Raw genomic sequence first — 15061 nt, forward strand, 5'->3', positions numbered from 1 at the left:
GCGGCGGCATCAATTTCCTGACTGTCTGTTCTTTGAATTCTGCGCTGTAGCTGGGCACTTCTTCACTCCGATCGCTCCCTCAAATATTAACGAAAAACGAGCGGACATCTATTGTGACTGAGGGGGCACGTGAACATGGAAGTTTTTCAGTGCTCTAAACCCGTATGCGGAATGGAGGTGAAGTTCACGGTCTTTGATGATGTGTACATTACAGTTAAAGAAAATGAATTAGCTGCACAAACGTTAATGTACTGCATTGATCAGTTTCGTATTAAAAACGGTTTTCACGGCTCAACCAAGCCGCTTGAAAGCCAAGTCTCAGCTGAGTAAAAAATATTGACTTCTTTGGATGAGGTGGAATTTAAAAAATATTTTTGAAAGGAAAACGCATGTCAGTTTTAAAATTTGCTTTTTTTGATGTTGATGAGACTCTTATCAACCTAAAGAGCATGTTTAGTTTCAGGGATTTTTACTTATTAAATAAGTATGGCCCAAGAACAGGAAAAATAATAATAATTTCCGAGCAAGAAAGAATTAAAAAAATGGTTAATGAGGGCCATGAAAGGTCTTTGATAAACAAAGCCTTTTATCAAATATTTTCTGGCCATAAAGTTTCTGAGCTACAGGTTGGAATCAAGGACTGGTACAAAGAAGTGCGGAATAGACCTGGTTTTTTTATTCAACCTACCCTCAATGAACTACAGTCTCATCAGATGAATGGCGTATGTCCGGTCTTCGTATCTGGATCGTCACAGGAAATACTGGCGCCGCTTGCTGAGGAGTTGGGAGTCCAATACGTATTGGCAAACAAGTTGGAAATTGTTCGAGATAGATATACTGGCAAGATTGTTCCGCCTCAAACCATTGGTATAGGGAAGCGTGACGTAATACTTGATTTCTTAAAATCTGAAGACTCTGATCCGGCAACTTGTTATGGATATGGAGATCACATTTCAGATTTGCCTATGCTCGAATATATTGGTTTCCCTGTCGTCGTTGCAGGGGACGATAGCCTCACCCGTATTGGCAAAGAGCGTGGTTGGCATATTTTGTGTGAGGCCAGCTCAACTGACTCGTGAGGCTGCGCATACATTGCTCAAAACTGTAACTGATTGATCCCGACTGAGCCACGCTCGCTGACAGAATGGGAATTACTTGAATCGGACGGGATCCCAGATCTTACTAGCTCGGGACTGCGTAAGGGACGGACAAAAATGCAAGCGCTTGGTAGGACCTTGACCTACACCTGGTTGGTTAGCACATTCAGCAATCGACTAAGCGCCTGCTGCGCGCCTTCAGCCTCTAGGCGCGATAGCGGCGCCTCATCTTCAGCCCGCAGCCGCTCAACAGTGCGGGTAGCCTGCGCCAGGATTTGTTTCCCCACTGGCGTAATTGTCAACCCCATCAACATACCGGGTTTAGCGTGTATGTCACGTTGTACAAATCCTGCTCGAATCAACCCGTTGACGACGGCTCCCGCGCTTTGCGGAGTGATTAAGAGTGCCCGTCCGAGGGCAGCGGACCCAATACCGGGGCTTTCATGGATTTGGTCGAGCGCACGGAACTGTGCAGCCGTGATCCCCAGGGACGAGCGCAACTCGTCTTCTAGTCGGCGTTGCATGACAAGCGCCAAACGCACGATGGTATTACTTAACGAAGAATCCAAACTCCCCTCGGCAAATCGACGGCCCAGCAGACCAATCCGCAGGCATGTTCGATTGACACCATAAGGCCCCTGATGGATACTGACCATAAGAGTCCTTATAGTGGAGGGAAGTCTGTCTGGACAACCGTCCGAGACGATGACAGGAGTTATGGAAACTAAGCAACGGGATCGGCGACGGTCACTTGACATGAGTGCGTCCACGGTGACGCTACTGGAAGTAGACCAGAACGTGTCCAAAGTATTCGCAATGGCGCAGGAACGTCCTATCTCTGTGTATCGATATCGCACGCCCTATGCTGTGGTCGTTTCAACCTCCATGTGGCTGGCCGCCAGCAAGATCGAAGACTTCGTGCCTCCCCACTCCCCGCTCACCCGGATCAAGGAGTATGTCGATTTCGAGCTACAAACGAGGCTAGATGACATTGAGGCACTGTCTATTCGATCACGCATAGAGATGAAGCCGGAGCAGGCTATCCGGGCTTTGCTGCTGCAAGTGATGCATTCGATACAGACAGAATCCGCCCTGCATGGCCAGATCATGTCCAATATGGTCTTTCGTTGGTTCGTGGGTCTGCAGGTGAACGCTCCATTGTGAGATCGCACTCGCTTCACTTGGGACTTACGTGAGTTGTTGGAATGCGTTGAAGCCGTGGAGCTGCTGTTGGACATGACTCAACTTGCCGCGGCCAAGGGCGCGGCCGACTTTAATATAAACGTGGCGTTAGCGCGTTCGTGGGCATTGCGCCACGCGCAACTGCGCCAGCGCGTACCCGTTGAGGATTATCCGGGCGGCCCCTTCATCCTGATGCCTGCGCGCAAGCAGATGCCGGCGTGGGAGTCGAACTAGCGTTTCGTGGTAGCTTCGGCGCAGGAAACCACCTACGTCGTTCTATCTTTTCCCCCATCACCTTTGCCTGCGCTCACGCCAGACAGTGCGTTGAGGACTTCTATACGTGCGGGGGCCGATAACCGCACCCATTGACGAGTCACCCCTGCCACCCACAACTCACCAGTTTCCAAATCCGCAGCAAGCCACTTCTCTGGCACCCGCGTGCGCAGGATCAGCTCAACCGGAGCATCAAGCTCCTCAATTTCTGCGCCACTGAGCAGCCTGCGCCGACTCCCAGGGCGTCCCCAGTACCGGTGGCCCCGCCGGACCAGTTTTCCCTCATCACAGGATTCCCGAATGACCAGATCCGCCAAGTAACCAGCACCTCCCCGCGACCGCGGTTCAGTGAACGGGTAAAGGTAACGTGCAACATCGGAGCGAATAAATATCCTATCGCCCTGTTCATCGAGAAACTGATCAAAGGCCTGTCGTAAGTCGACGGTCAGAACAGGAGGGCGTACTCGTAATTTCACCATAGAGCAGAGCCATCGATCCCGCAAAGTGACCGAAGGCAGAAACAATACTTCATCAACATGATTCGCCTCAGAAGGCATTGTGTACAGCCGCCATTACCAACACTGCCATCACATGTACATCTTATAGGCAATCGACTTACTGGCATTCTGCCGCAGCGATTCGCGCCAATTCAACTTCAAGCAGCGGCAAGTCGCCCTGAAGGATTTCCCACACCATATCCCACTCAATCACTTCTGGTGACTTCCAGGTGAATTCCCAGGAAAACTTTAACCAGCGATCCAGGATGCTCTCGTACTTCTGAAATCCAGAAATATCCTGGAGCCCAAGCACCGCGTGCGCAATCAAGCCGAAGTTGTGAGAAACCGCATCCCTGCGCATGGCATCTTCCAACCCTTCCCGGCCGATATCATCGGTGTAAGACTTCAGTCTGCCAATGGCTCCGAACAGGTCCGCCAGGTTTCGTTCAAGCAGCTCGTCTGCAGATACATTGTCTGCCACATTTTGATTGTTTCCTTGCCGTATCGACATAACATCCTCCTATTAAGCACATGGCGATATCGGGCCACTCGAGCCCTCTCGCCACTTACGGTGCTTGCATTCAAGCAGCCGCTTCGTGACCTCCCGCGGGAACAGCAACATCGTTTGCTCACATTGGCTGCACCGGAAAGCCCTGCGCTTCGGGAAAGCTATCCTCATCCACAACCTGCGCTTGACATGCTGATAGTAGACTTCCTGCACAGAACGAAAACCTGATCATTTCAAAGCATCGTCTCCAATTCAGATGTTGATTTCATCTCAGGATCGTCTCGCAGCGCTTCACTCCAATCCAGTCGCAGAATGATGGGCCAGCGCAATGCTGGCGGCGGTTCGTCAAAACGCAGTCCTATAAGCCGCTTACGAAATTCACGCTCAATGCTTGAATTTGTCTGATCATCAAGTTCCATGGCCGACAATCTACCGCCGCGCTCCACCCACACCCTCGCCACCGCGACATCCAACGTCATGTCTCGCAGCCGTTGCATTAAGTCTTCATCGGCTGTCAATGCATTCTCGATACCAGAACGCACCATATCGGCATATGCAAGCCAGGACTGAGGGGCGCGATCAGTTGGCACGGGGACCGGCTCGGCTTGCAGCGGACCCGAGACACCGATACCCACCACACTGCCGATGAGGACACGCCAACCACGGAGCCATACGTGGCGAGCGTGTCTTTGCAGGTTACCTAAAAATCGCATTGTTGGTCCCTCCTTCACGCGGCTAAACGGTCCCGCAGCACCTTGCCAGCGGATGACTGGTGCGTGGAACCCACTGCCATGCCACGATTGTCTTGCTCGTTGCTCATGCTCTTACTCCACCGCCGCGCTCAGCACTTTTCCATCGATAGAGACCGTTCCGGCGCTCAGCATGCCAGTCACATACGCTTGCGCCGCCTCCTGTTGCCGCTGACGCCGCAAGGCGTCACGCAGGGCAGGCTTGACTTCGTCCATCGGGCGAACGCTTGCCTCGCGTGTATCGGTCAACTGCAGGATGTGGATGCCCGCAGCTTGCACGATCGGGTCGCTGATCTGCCCGGTCGTCATCTTGCCTACGACAGTACGCATGGCCGGCACCAACTGCGCCAATGGCAAGTAGCCATTATCTCCGCCACGCTGTGCGCTGGCTGGCTCATCGGAGTGTTCCTTGGCCAGCTCCGCAAACGCCGCCTTGCCATCGCGTAGCTGTTTGACAAGACTGTCCGCCTCCTTCTTGGCACGGGCCACGGCCTGCGCATCCTCCTGTGGCGCGGCAAGGAAAATCTGACTGATCCGATACAAAGCCGGCACCTGGAACTGTGCCTTGTTGGCCTCGTATGCCGTCTGCAGTTCCTGCTCGGACGGGAAATCCGCTGAAGGTTCGGATACGGATTGAAGGTAGCTTCGCAGGATGACCTGGTTCTGCGCCTCTTCAATGGCCTGCCGGATCTCCGGCTTGTCGTCCCAGTCCTGGGTCTTGGCTTGATCAATCACCGCTTTCTCGGCCAGTCGCGTGCGCAGCCACTGCTCCAGGATCACCCGATCCTCACGCATGGCATCCCGCTGCGGCGCTGGCAAGGCCTGTAGAAACCGCTGCAATTCGTCCTGAGACACGGAAACCGCACCCAGTGTGGCCACAGAGAAGCTTTGCTCGGCAGCCGGCGCGATGACGGGTGTGGCCGCAGGCGTTGCCGACTGGGCTGCGGCCGGCTGTTCGGTGCTTGCCGGCGCGGACTGCTGCGCCTGCGCATCACCGTTCTGACCGCATCCGGCCAGAACCGCGGTCAGGCCCAGTGCCATCGCACTTTGCATGAAGAATTTGGGGTAGTGCTGACTCATGGCGTTCACCCCCTCAAGCCTGCACCGAATCGGCCTGCTCGATGCCGGCCTGCGCATCCGTGCTTGCTTCCGGGGCCTGGGCCGTTTCATCCGATGAAGGGCTCGCTGATCCCTCGGGCTGCGCATTGGCGCGCGCCTGATCGGCGTACTGACGCAGGAACAGCAGGAACTCCTGAAGCAGACGGTCCCACAGTTCTGCGGCGGCGCGCAGATAGCTCTCCGACACACCGCCCGCGACAACGACATCCATTTCCAGCACCAGGAATGTACTTTGCTGTGTCAACCTTGCGAAACGCTTCTGTACGTTCCAGTTATCAACTACGCCAGCCGTCAGGCTACCTTCCAAACGCAACACGCAGCCAAGTGTGTAGTCGATGAATTCGCCTTCAGTAGGGGCCGGGTTGCCTGGCCGCACCGAGAAGCCAATACCCTGCGTTGCACTGAGTAACTGGCGCTGGCCATCACGCTCGGCCACCGTTACACGGTAGCCCATTGTTTGAAGCAGTTCCTGCAGGCGCTCCACGCTCAGCGAGCGAATCATGGTGGTTTCGGTCATATCATTGGTCCTAACAGTTCTGTGTGATTTGTGGGGAATTGCAAATGCTTTGGAAAAACCTATTGGCTCGTGTCGTCGTGGGGCGGTGCACTGGCACTCACCTGGCCACGATAAAGCCGGTCACCGAACTCTTGGGCCTTCTCATCGAACAGGACGCGCGCGCGGCCTGAGAACGGCTGCCGAATCGCAATCAGATCGCCCGTGCCAAACGCCTCGTAGGCGACTAACAATTCTCGACCGGCCTGATACATTTCCTCGTTCTTTACGACGGCCTGTCGGTATTGGCTGTCACGTTCGGCCAGCTTGGCTTTGAGTTCATTGGCTTCCGACTGCAACGCGCTTGCTTGGCCGTGGAGCGTTTCATAGGCTGCCTGCACCTGTGCAGTCTGCTGCCGACTGCTCGCAATCCGAGCCTGGGCCTGCCCCTTTTCTTCCTCCAGGAGGGACGCGCGCTTTCGCTGTGACTCCACCTCAGCGCGTAGCGCCGCCAACTCCTTGTTGGCAGCATCGCGGGCAGTTTCGGCCGCCCGCTTCTCGACATCCAGTTGGGCTCGCTCGCTTTGCGCCTGCTGCAACTGCTGTGTCGTATTGCGTAGTTGCGTGCGCAAGCGGTCTTCCATGCTTTGCGCGACCGCAATGCAGGGTGCCACCAACAAGAGCACTGTGAACCAGGTCGTTGCCTTGGCTCGTAAAAATGGCTGCTTCATGACATGACTCCAGTCCATCAGAATCGTGCGTTCAGATCGAAGCGCAGTACGTCAATCGACAGGGGTGCCCCGTAGATCTCCTTCGAGCTGCTCCACGAGAACTGCGCCCAGACATTGCGATGAAAGGCGTAGGAACCGCCCAAGTAATAGCCGCGTGCGTTAGTTCCGCCCAGGTGGAACCCGCTATCATTGAAGCCATCAGGCATGGAATCGGGCTGGATGTATTTGTAGCCGGCGAACATGCGCCAGTCGCCGGCGTTCTCCAGTCGGATTCCGCGGCCGAATGTAGCCTGTACCATGTACGCATTCGGACCACTCTCAACGTCTGCCAGGTTCTGCCTCCAGTTAACAATATTCTGCGCACCGCCTGCGCGAGAGATCATTTTGTCCTTGCTGTAGGCGAGGTTGCGTACGTAGTTGCCGTCAATACGCAGACCCAACCCATCGAACAAGCTGGTTTCCCACGACAGGTTCAAGTCCAATAGGTTGAACTTGGATGCCAAACCAACGTACTGCCATTCGTTCCAGTCGCTAGGATCCGCCGACCAATGGCGAATATCACGCAGCAAAAATAGCGTATTGCCTTTTTGCATGAAAGCAGGTCGCGACCAGTCAGAGTCGCAAGCATCTGACGACGTATAAACGGTACAAGGCGAAGAGCGCCGGCCGGCGAAGTTCTCGAACCGGTAGTATCCTAATGCGCCGGTGAAAGTGTTTGACGGGTTGGGCTTCCACGTTGCACCAACCTGCGCCCCGAGAAGCCACTTATTCTCGCTTTTTCCTTCGCTTCCGGCAGCGTTCGGGTCATCCGGGTCCGGGACCCAAGAATTATTCGAGTACTCCAACGCGAACATGCCCAGGTTGCCGAACACGGTCAGAGGCCGATCCGCGAAAGCATGAGAGAGCTTGGCCGAAATACCATCGAACTGAAGATCGCCCGAGTAGAGCATATCGGTTGTCATGAACGGATTAGCCGCACGTCCGGCCGTAATAGATGCCCATTGGGTCGGTCGGTAGGTAATGTACATCTGGTCCAGCCAGACGCTTTTCTTGCTCATACCACCGCCAAAAGTATCTGAAGTAGACACCGGGTTGTCGTCGCTGCCACTGGCAAGTCGAATGCCAGCCGTCCAGCGGTCGGAGATGTCGGCCCTAACACCAAGCCGAGCACGATAGCGCCAGAGGTTACGTCGATCCATGCGCGTATTCATCCAAGGCAAATCGTAGGGGTTTTGCAAATTGCCTACGACCGTCGGCACTGGACCGTTCTCGTTGAACGCATTGAAGTCGATGATCTGATTGCTGTTACGCCCATCAAAAAGACGAGACTCATTGCGAGCTCGCACATCGCCCTCGATCGTAATGCGAGAGACCCAATCCGGGAACGTGTTGGGTTGAGCCCAATTCTCTGTCTTAGCTTGCTCCATCATCTGGTCTTTGACGTTGCGCTCAATCTCCTTACGTACCGAGATCGGTACGTAAGGAACGCGAATATCACCGTCTTGCGCGATAGCTGCACCGGGATCGGTAGCCGCTCGTGTCTGCGATGCCTTGGCTTGGGCCCGGGCCTGAGCGCGAGCAAGCAGTGCGCTGGCCTGATCTTTCTTGAGCACGCCGGTATCAACCAGCATCTGAATCAACTCGACGGTCACATCATCACCTAGTGCAGCTGGTGGCTCTTGGGCAGACGCCGAGAATGTGCTAAATGTCAGGACGGCAGCCAACATGCTGGCCAGCCGAGTGCGTTTAAATTTCATAGATATAAGCTCCTCAGAATTCGTTGCCACCCGTCTTCACGACGGGCGGCGGCTAGTCAGCGCCACCTTGGCAGGCATGGTGGTTGTCGGCGTAGGTCTCTGATCAAAGGTGGCAGCACGCAGTACGGCCAACACCTTTTCATCAATCTCGGGATCACCGCTGGAACGCGTCATTTCCACGCGCCTGACCCGGCCGTCCCGATCTATCCACAGGTCAACATTCATTCGATATGCCAGATTGCGGGTGGCATCCGTCTCGCGCAGCACTTTCTGCAATGCGTATCCCAGGTACTGCCCATAGGTCGCATTGCCAATCCGGCCTGCTCCCGAGCCGGCCATACCGCCGCTGGAACCCGCGCCAATGTTGAACGCATCACCTCCCGCCTGGGCATCAGCGTCCATCTGCATGGGGTCTGCAGCCGAGTCGGTTGGCGTTGGCGCCTCCTCAGGCTGAGGCTCATCGACAGGTGTTGGATCCTCTGGCGTCGGATCAGGCTCCACCATCTCGGGCTCTGGAGGCGGTTCTTCCGGCTCTGGTGGCGGCTCAGGCTCCGGTGGCGGTGGGGGAGGTGGCGGCAAAGGAATGATCGCCGCCATCTCTGCTGGTTTGCGCTGTACACCGGAGGGCTCATTGATCCATTGCCATACGAAATACGCCAGTACACCAAGCACAACCACTGCGGCGGCAGACTTGCCCAGCCGCGTCCTGTCGCGCGGCGCGACTGATTTCTTCTCGGTGAACAGGCCGTCTAAAGGCTCATCTTCAGGCGTCTCGGGCGCACGGTTGGGGTTGCGGTCAGTCACAGTGCCACTCGTCCTTAGTTCGGTTTGCCGGTCACGAGCCCGACTTGCGACAGCTCCAGCCGCCTCAACAGATCCAGGACCTCAACAACTTTTTGGTACTGCACCACCGCATCACCGCGCACGATCACTGGGAAATCAGGGTTGAGCGCCTTCTCGGTGCGTAACCTGTCCTCTAGTTCCGGCAAAGTGACGGGATAAGCATCCAGAAACACTTGACCTGCCTCATTGACTGAAATCGCTTTGGTTTGGGACTGTGACAACGAAACGGAACTGCTGGCCTTGGGCAAATTCACCTGAATACCGGCCACCTGGGCGGTAGCCGTCAAGATGAACATGACCAGCACCACCATCAACACATCCACCAGTGGTGTAACGTTGATGCCGTCAACGGCGATGTCATCGTCATCTCCTTGAGAGGATACGGAAGCCATTAACGTTCTCCTTAGACGGTTGGTACGGGAGTAAACGCGACATCACGACCGTTCTTCCCCGGCTGGGCAGCCACCAGAGCGCGCAACAGCTTTACTTGGTCAGCCTCTTCGTCAGGCTGCGTTTGACCATGTAGCTCGGCAAGACGGGAAGTGAATTCATCGACGAACACACGCATGTCTGCGCCGATCTCCTTGTTCAGGCCAAGGATTCGGTTGTAGCCAAACAGAGCGGGGATCGCGACGAACAGTCCGGCTGCCGTGGCCAATAGCGCCGCTGCCATGCCGGGCGCGATGGCATTAATGTTCACGTCACCGGCCATGGCCGTTCCGAGGAACACCACCATGATGCCGAGTACGGTTCCGAGCAGGCCGATATAGGGGCCACCCGCAATCGCATTGGATAAAGTCCCCATCCGCGAGCCGAGTGCCAACATCTCTTTGGTGCGCGCTGCATCCATAGAGACGCGGATCGCTTCAATGGTTGCACTAGAGACGGAGGTCATGTCCGCACCTTGTTCGCGGCGAACGTTCAGTTCATTGACCCCCACTTCGTACAGACGCCACAGAGAGGACTCTTTCAGCGCCGTCTTGGCGCGGTTGTCGCTTGCCAGCATTTCCAGGCGGGTTCCGACCTTCGAGAAGGCCTCGCGGAAGGTGTCGTTAGCGGATCGAAGTTGCTTGGCTCGGCGGTTCTTCGACACCATGATGATCCAGGTCTGTACCATCATGAACGCCAATACAGCCAACACGATCCAGGCATCGAATGGCACCGCGTGGAGCAGAAAGCCCAAACCGGCGAGATCAAACCCCGACTGCTGCTCGTCCACTCCGTACTGCACCAACCGCGATTCACTACCCTGAGATACGGCATCAGCAAAGATCAGACTGGCGGGGCGCGCAACCTTGGAAATCCGTACTTCGTCAATCCCACCGACAAAGGCCGTAAAGGCGGGGCCGGCCACTACAAGGGTTTCATCACCGCTTGCAGCGGCTTCCGAGTCTCCGGTATTCTCCTTCGCAGTCGCAGTTCCCGGGGCGTCGCCACCAATAGCGGCGGCAGTGTTCAACGGTGGCAAGGCAGCAGCCAGTGTTGCCGCAGGACGGCCATTGACGTAAAGCTGAATCTGCTGACCATCGGCTGTGACCGCCAGGTGTTGCCATGCGGCCATCGACAGGGGCTGCGCAGGTGGCGTACGTTGCCCGTTAACCTCCACGAACGGCACGCCTTGATCCACCCCAATCAGCAGTGCATTACCTGCGTCGCGACGCGCATAGATGAGCTGCGCACCACTCGGTTCGTCCAAGCGCACCCACGCACTGAAGGTAAACTGGCTGCCAGCTGGCAGCGCCAACGAGGGCGAGCTGGGCAGCATGATAGGCTGACCACCTGTCAGCTTAAGGCCACGACCGATGACACTGTCGAAGGGCGAACCGGCTGTGGTCTGAGCATGGTTACTGAAAGCAGTCGTGTCGCGAGGAGCAGCGTCGGCAGCCCCAGAAAAATGGTAGATAAGGGTGTAATTCGGGTCAAAGGTAATCTGCCCGTTGGATGCAGCAGGCGCGGTTTCATTGCCGTAGTACATCCAGATATCCTGGCGCGCACCGCCTTCGACCGCAGGCACATCGACCCAGATCGTTGCCATGCCCAACATCGGATCGAAACTCTCAATCTGATAATTGAGCACGGTTTTTTCATCGGCGGCGACGAATCGAATATCCGATCCGTTCTCGTTAACTCCCTCAAAAGAGAAATTGCCCGTGTGCAGACGCACCAACATCGGTGTGCGGCCCACCGCCTCGTTGATCGCTCCACCCTCTGGCGTCGTATCAATCGAGATCTGCTTGCGGTACTTCCAATCATCCTGCCACCATGAGGCGGCATGGGATATAACGGGGTTAATGATGCCCGTCACTAGGACAAGCAAACATAGTAGCGAACGTAGCATCGTAGTAACTCCAATAGCTCTAAAAGGTCAAAAACTCGCGCGCAGATTGAAATTCAGTCTCGGATCGTGTTTTTTGGTGTTGGGTCCATCGCGCAACGGATAACCCCAATCCAGACCGAGGGAGAACCAGTCATAAAGACGCAAATGTGTGCCAAAGCCCACGCTGGCCAAGCGATAGCGCGCCTCCTGCTCAGGCAAGGGATCTCGCAGTCGTAGCCCAGCGGTTTCAGCAAAGGCATATAGGCGCCATTCCCTCACACTCGGGCCCAAATATTTCGCCAGCGAAGGTGTGCGCAGTTCGGCACCAAACAGGTAGCCGTCATCGCCAGTGCGTTCAGCTGCGTAGTAGCCACGAATACTGGTAGCACCGCCTGCGGAGAATTGTTCGTTCGAGACCAACGCGCCTGAGGCGATCTGAAATGCGGTGCGAGCATGCAACTGCCAGTCGTGATAGAGATCACGGGTGTGACTCAGGTTGCCCTTGAAAGTCACAAAACTCGGGTTGGCCAGATAACGCTTGTCGTCGAACTGCTGCTCATTACTGCCAACGCTAAAAAAGCTGCGCGAGGCACCAGTCAAGCTCAAGTCAACGACCGACTGGGTGCGCTCGGTGACTCGGAATCCGTTGTAGGACAGCGTGAAAGGTACATAGCTAAGCGGCACTGATTGGCCTTCGCCGCCAAAGCGTAGCTGCTCGTCAAAATCCTTGTAGTCCACCCCAAAAGACATCGAGTGGTACCAATCACCGACAGGGTCCCATCGGTAGGTTGCCGCCACGCCAAAGGAGTGTCCTTTACCCAACACGTTGGTATCGTTCACGGTCGCGACATCGCTGTCCGAATAGAAGCCAGAGAAGTCCAAGCTCCAGTGATTGGTGAGGGGCATGGAGTAGGATGCAGACAGCACTTTCGCATCGTCCATCTCACGCGGCGCGGTAAAAACCGTGATTGATGCCGAATGCCCCCTCTGCCACAAGTTGCTGTGGCTCAGCGTTGCCATCGCCCGCAGATTGGACGTGTCTGCGCTGTAGTCGTTGTTCAAACCGAAGCTGGCGCTCCACGGGTTCTTATCGTCAACCTGCAGATCAACGTCCATTGTGCCGGGCACTTGTCCGGCCTTCACGGTCGGGATGACCTGCCGATCAGGGCCACGATTCAGATCGCCCAACTGTGCCTGGGCCAAGCGAAAATTCGGTACTTCGCCTTCCCGCAGGGCTGGCACCTGGTCACGGATCTCCAAAGGCGAATGGTATTTCGCACCAACGACGCGCACGCGGCCAACGGTAGTTTCCGACACCTGAAGGATCACAACGCCACTGACAACCTGTTGCTCAGGTAAATCGACGTATACAGACTGATAGCCTTGATCGTTGTAGACTTTCTGCAAGGCGTCACGTGCAGCTTCGATATCAGCCATCGTGCGATCCGGGCCCAGGTGCGGATACACCGCCATTTCGACGGTCTCCGGGTCCAATGTGGTATTGCCGCGCACGACGTATTCCCTGATCGTGACAAGAGCAGGCGAATGTGCCTGCGCGACAGGCCGACCCGACGGCTCATCCTGAGCAGTCGCGATACTACAGGCACCTTGCATGGCAAAAAAACATACAACTGACGCCACCGCTTGCCGCCTGAGCGGACTCGTTTTAAATCTACGCTGCATCGACCCAAAGCCCCAAAAGAATTTTTTTCTGCCATCTATCAACGATGAGCAATGCAAGCTCTCGTTCGTCAATGACGGACTCGTCACAACTGCAATAGGTTAAAGATCACTCTTTGCCAATAGATGTATAAATATCGGGAGTTTTTGCCGTAAAACGGACGACAAAGCCCCTGCCATCTAATTCAACTGGCATTAAGTGAAAATGTTCGGGAGATTGCCGGATTTATCTAATAATCCTGGCAATGGGGAGATTAATTATTCATTGTTTTGTCGCCCCCATCGTCCGTATCCGGAGGGGTTTCAGCCCCCTCGGATACGGCGGTGTGATGATCACGCAACGTATGCAGCAAACCGAAGTTCACGCAGAAATCGCATGCTTCAGTATGCGTCCTCACGTTATCGGACAGACAGCGATACACGATCTCCACCACCCGCGGATCAGCGCTGAACGTGTGCATATCCCGAATGAACTTCTTAGCATGGGGTAGCGGGTCTGACGCTAGGGTGTAGCCAATGAACCAGCGCCATAGCATGTTGTATCCGACCGCTTCACGGACCTGAACTGCACACGGCACTGAATAGACCACTTGCAAAACCCAGGCACGAATGACGACACGGGAGTCAACTCCGCTCTCACACTTCTCAGAGAGCTCATGGATCAATGCGCCTTCATAGGAAAGCGCATCGTCAAGTGCCCCACGCAATGCCACTAAGCCGTGATCGCGGTCCGGGATATAAGATTTTAGATAGTTGATTTCAAGCCATGTCGGATGCGCTACGATGCAAACCCATGGGGTGTCGTATCGATCGACGGTAACTGGTCCCGAATTTCTCGCAACCCCCGCCCATTCAGAAAGATTTCCATCCAATTCAGTCATAGTCACTCGGTAGCCACTAGATGCATATCTCCTACCCCTATTTTTTGGCTTCCTTTTCGTCATTCAACTTCTCCACCTGCCTGCGTCCCACTCGCTAATGCACAGGAACCAAGTTGGCAACGTCGCCTATGCCGAGAGCGACTTCACTCCCCGTGAATGCGATTTGGCATCGCACATGTAAACCGCCGCAGCTCATGGCTACCACGGCCTCTTATAGGTGTAGGCTGTAGATCGATCAGTAGTTAGTCACGTGAACACGAGCCTCACCTCGCTTTCCAATCATTTCTTCTCCAATGAATACTTTACGTTATGTAAGTGACGCGGGAGCGAAATGAAATCCCGAACATTCTTAGACCATGGTCGGTGGTGTGGCACCGAATCACCGAATGCGTCACACTAGATATTGCCAATAGCTTTCCAAAGACTGACCATGCATCGCTCTATCGTATTTACTGCGCTTCTCCTTGGTGCAAACGTCGCTACATTTGCGGCGGATCAAACTGATGAGGCTGCCTGCGTCTCGGTCGAAGTGAACGGCGTTCGTACGTTGCCTTACGACTGTCTAAGCCGCCAGCTCGCATCACCGCAAACCATTGCAGCCGACAAAGAACGCAGGGCGATAGCTCCGCTGTCGGCACGCAACGCTGCGCGCCCAACGAACGAACTGGGGCTCTTCAACCGATCTGCGACATCGATCAGGATGGGGTCGAACTTCGGCCGGTCGGCATTGCCTCAGCGTCCCCCATCGCCTGCTATGCAGTCACCGGTTATTCCTGCCCGATGATCCGACGAAGGGCGAGATGGGAGCGGGCCGCGCGTTTTTGGGCGAAACGCGACCTCACACTGATGCGTCAATTATGAATTTTTCGTGACAACTATTCGGGAACATGCTCGTTGGAGGCAGCACGGACAGAGCGTTTTAGCAACAATATTT

At 55.4% G+C, this 15061-nt stretch carries 16 protein-coding genes; 4 read left to right on the forward strand and 12 right to left on the reverse strand.

Translation table 11 applies throughout. The features are described from left to right. Positions 1-135 precede the first annotated feature (135 nt). Both AB7E06_RS18825 and AB7E06_RS18830 read left to right on the forward strand, forming a co-directional pair. Positions 136-330 carry a hypothetical protein gene (locus AB7E06_RS18825; RefSeq protein WP_427958087.1) on the forward strand — a complete coding sequence of 65 codons (195 nt, stop codon included), beginning with the start codon at positions 136-138 and terminating at the stop codon, positions 328-330. Between the two features lie 59 nt (positions 331-389). Continuing rightward, on the forward strand, positions 390-1079 hold the full coding sequence (locus AB7E06_RS18830; protein ID WP_427958089.1) for an HAD family hydrolase: 690 nt from the start codon (positions 390-392) through the stop codon (positions 1077-1079). Between the two features lie 161 nt (positions 1080-1240). Here the strand turns inward: AB7E06_RS18830 and AB7E06_RS18835 are convergent, their stop codons facing one another. After that, positions 1241-1753, reverse strand: coding sequence for a MarR family winged helix-turn-helix transcriptional regulator (locus tag AB7E06_RS18835; protein ID WP_427958091.1), 513 nt, complete (start codon positions 1751-1753; stop codon positions 1241-1243). 100 nt (positions 1754-1853) lie between these two features. On the opposite strand from AB7E06_RS18835, the gene AB7E06_RS18840 reads away from it, so the two are divergent. Together AB7E06_RS18840 and AB7E06_RS18845 are read left to right on the forward strand one after the other, a co-directional pair. Next, entirely contained in the window at positions 1854-2261 is a 408-nt protein-coding gene (locus tag AB7E06_RS18840) for a transposase (RefSeq protein WP_427958093.1), read from the forward strand. Positions 2262-2333: 72 nt separating this feature from the next. Continuing rightward, complete coding sequence (locus AB7E06_RS18845) at positions 2334-2513, forward strand: hypothetical protein (RefSeq protein WP_427958095.1); 180 nt, start codon at positions 2334-2336, stop codon at positions 2511-2513. A 654-nt stretch (positions 2514-3167) separates the two neighbouring features. On the opposite strand, the gene AB7E06_RS18850 is transcribed toward AB7E06_RS18845, so the two are convergent. From AB7E06_RS18850 to AB7E06_RS18900, 11 genes are all read right to left on the reverse strand, one after another. Next, on the reverse strand, positions 3168-3560 hold the full coding sequence (locus tag AB7E06_RS18850; protein WP_427958097.1) for a hypothetical protein: 393 nt from the start codon (positions 3558-3560) through the stop codon (positions 3168-3170). A gap of 230 nt (positions 3561-3790) precedes the next feature. Beyond that, positions 3791-4270 (reverse strand): hypothetical protein, encoded by a 480-nt coding sequence (locus AB7E06_RS18855; protein ID WP_427958098.1) that lies wholly within the window; start codon positions 4268-4270, stop codon positions 3791-3793. 111 nt (positions 4271-4381) lie between these two features. Further along, complete coding sequence (locus AB7E06_RS18860; RefSeq protein WP_427958099.1) at positions 4382-5386, reverse strand: peptidylprolyl isomerase; 1005 nt, start codon at positions 5384-5386, stop codon at positions 4382-4384. Positions 5387-5399: 13 nt separating this feature from the next. Further along, positions 5400-5942, reverse strand: a complete 543-nt coding sequence (locus AB7E06_RS18865; protein WP_427958101.1) for a YbjN domain-containing protein — start codon at positions 5940-5942, stop codon at positions 5400-5402. 59 nt (positions 5943-6001) lie between these two features. Beyond that, positions 6002-6667, reverse strand: a complete 666-nt coding sequence (locus AB7E06_RS18870; protein ID WP_427958103.1) for a DNA repair protein — start codon at positions 6665-6667, stop codon at positions 6002-6004. Further along, complete coding sequence (locus tag AB7E06_RS18875; protein ID WP_427958104.1) at positions 6667-8406, reverse strand: putative porin; 1740 nt, start codon at positions 8404-8406, stop codon at positions 6667-6669. Before AB7E06_RS18875 ends, AB7E06_RS18870 begins: the two co-directional genes overlap by 1 nt. A gap of 36 nt (positions 8407-8442) precedes the next feature. Next, positions 8443-9210: an energy transducer TonB gene (locus AB7E06_RS18880; RefSeq protein ID WP_427958105.1), complete on the reverse strand. Its 768-nt coding sequence runs from the start codon at positions 9208-9210 to the stop codon at positions 8443-8445. 14 nt (positions 9211-9224) lie between these two features. Further along, positions 9225-9641 carry an ExbD/TolR family protein gene (locus AB7E06_RS18885; RefSeq protein WP_427958107.1) on the reverse strand — a complete coding sequence of 139 codons (417 nt, stop codon included), beginning with the start codon at positions 9639-9641 and terminating at the stop codon, positions 9225-9227. Positions 9642-9652: 11 nt separating this feature from the next. Continuing rightward, on the reverse strand, positions 9653-11587 hold the full coding sequence (locus AB7E06_RS18890; RefSeq protein ID WP_427958109.1) for a DUF2341 domain-containing protein: 1935 nt from the start codon (positions 11585-11587) through the stop codon (positions 9653-9655). A gap of 27 nt (positions 11588-11614) precedes the next feature. Further along, the gene (locus tag AB7E06_RS18895) at positions 11615-13180 is read right to left on the reverse strand and encodes a ShlB/FhaC/HecB family hemolysin secretion/activation protein (protein ID WP_427958111.1); all 1566 of its coding nucleotides are present in this window, start codon (positions 13178-13180) and stop codon (positions 11615-11617) included. A gap of 320 nt (positions 13181-13500) precedes the next feature. Continuing rightward, positions 13501-14127 (reverse strand): transposase, encoded by a 627-nt coding sequence (locus AB7E06_RS18900; protein ID WP_427958113.1) that lies wholly within the window; start codon positions 14125-14127, stop codon positions 13501-13503. Between the last annotated feature and the right edge of the window lie 934 nt (positions 14128-15061).

It is taken from the genome of Alcaligenes sp. (assembly GCF_050255915.1).
Lineage (GTDB): Bacteria > Pseudomonadota > Gammaproteobacteria > Burkholderiales > Burkholderiaceae_B > Alcaligenes > Alcaligenes aquatilis.

Excerpts from the sequence above, each read along its gene's own strand:
- AB7E06_RS18835 (WP_427958091.1), bottom strand. The coding sequence starts at position 1,753 with ATGGTCAGTATCCATCAGGGGCCTTATGGTGTCAATCGAACATGCCTG.
- AB7E06_RS18900 (WP_427958113.1), bottom strand. The coding sequence starts at position 14,127 with ATGACTGAATTGGATGGAAATCTTTCTGAATGGGCGGGGGTTGCGAGA.
- AB7E06_RS18875 (WP_427958104.1), bottom strand. The coding sequence starts at position 8,406 with ATGAAATTTAAACGCACTCGGCTGGCCAGCATGTTGGCTGCCGTCCTG.
- AB7E06_RS18845 (WP_427958095.1), top strand. The coding sequence starts at position 2,334 with ATGACTCAACTTGCCGCGGCCAAGGGCGCGGCCGACTTTAATATAAAC.
- AB7E06_RS18850 (WP_427958097.1), bottom strand. The coding sequence starts at position 3,560 with ATGTCGATACGGCAAGGAAACAATCAAAATGTGGCAGACAATGTATCT.
- AB7E06_RS18860 (WP_427958099.1), bottom strand. The coding sequence starts at position 5,386 with ATGAGTCAGCACTACCCCAAATTCTTCATGCAAAGTGCGATGGCACTG.
- AB7E06_RS18825 (WP_427958087.1), top strand. The coding sequence starts at position 136 with ATGGAAGTTTTTCAGTGCTCTAAACCCGTATGCGGAATGGAGGTGAAG.
- AB7E06_RS18890 (WP_427958109.1), bottom strand. The coding sequence starts at position 11,587 with ATGCTACGTTCGCTACTATGTTTGCTTGTCCTAGTGACGGGCATCATT.
- AB7E06_RS18840 (WP_427958093.1), top strand. The coding sequence starts at position 1,854 with ATGAGTGCGTCCACGGTGACGCTACTGGAAGTAGACCAGAACGTGTCC.
- AB7E06_RS18870 (WP_427958103.1), bottom strand. The coding sequence starts at position 6,667 with ATGGACTGGAGTCATGTCATGAAGCAGCCATTTTTACGAGCCAAGGCA.
- AB7E06_RS18885 (WP_427958107.1), bottom strand. The coding sequence starts at position 9,641 with ATGGCTTCCGTATCCTCTCAAGGAGATGACGATGACATCGCCGTTGAC.
- AB7E06_RS18895 (WP_427958111.1), bottom strand. The coding sequence starts at position 13,180 with ATGCAAGGTGCCTGTAGTATCGCGACTGCTCAGGATGAGCCGTCGGGT.
- AB7E06_RS18830 (WP_427958089.1), top strand. The coding sequence starts at position 390 with ATGTCAGTTTTAAAATTTGCTTTTTTTGATGTTGATGAGACTCTTATC.
- AB7E06_RS18855 (WP_427958098.1), bottom strand. The coding sequence starts at position 4,270 with ATGCGATTTTTAGGTAACCTGCAAAGACACGCTCGCCACGTATGGCTC.
- AB7E06_RS18865 (WP_427958101.1), bottom strand. The coding sequence starts at position 5,942 with ATGACCGAAACCACCATGATTCGCTCGCTGAGCGTGGAGCGCCTGCAG.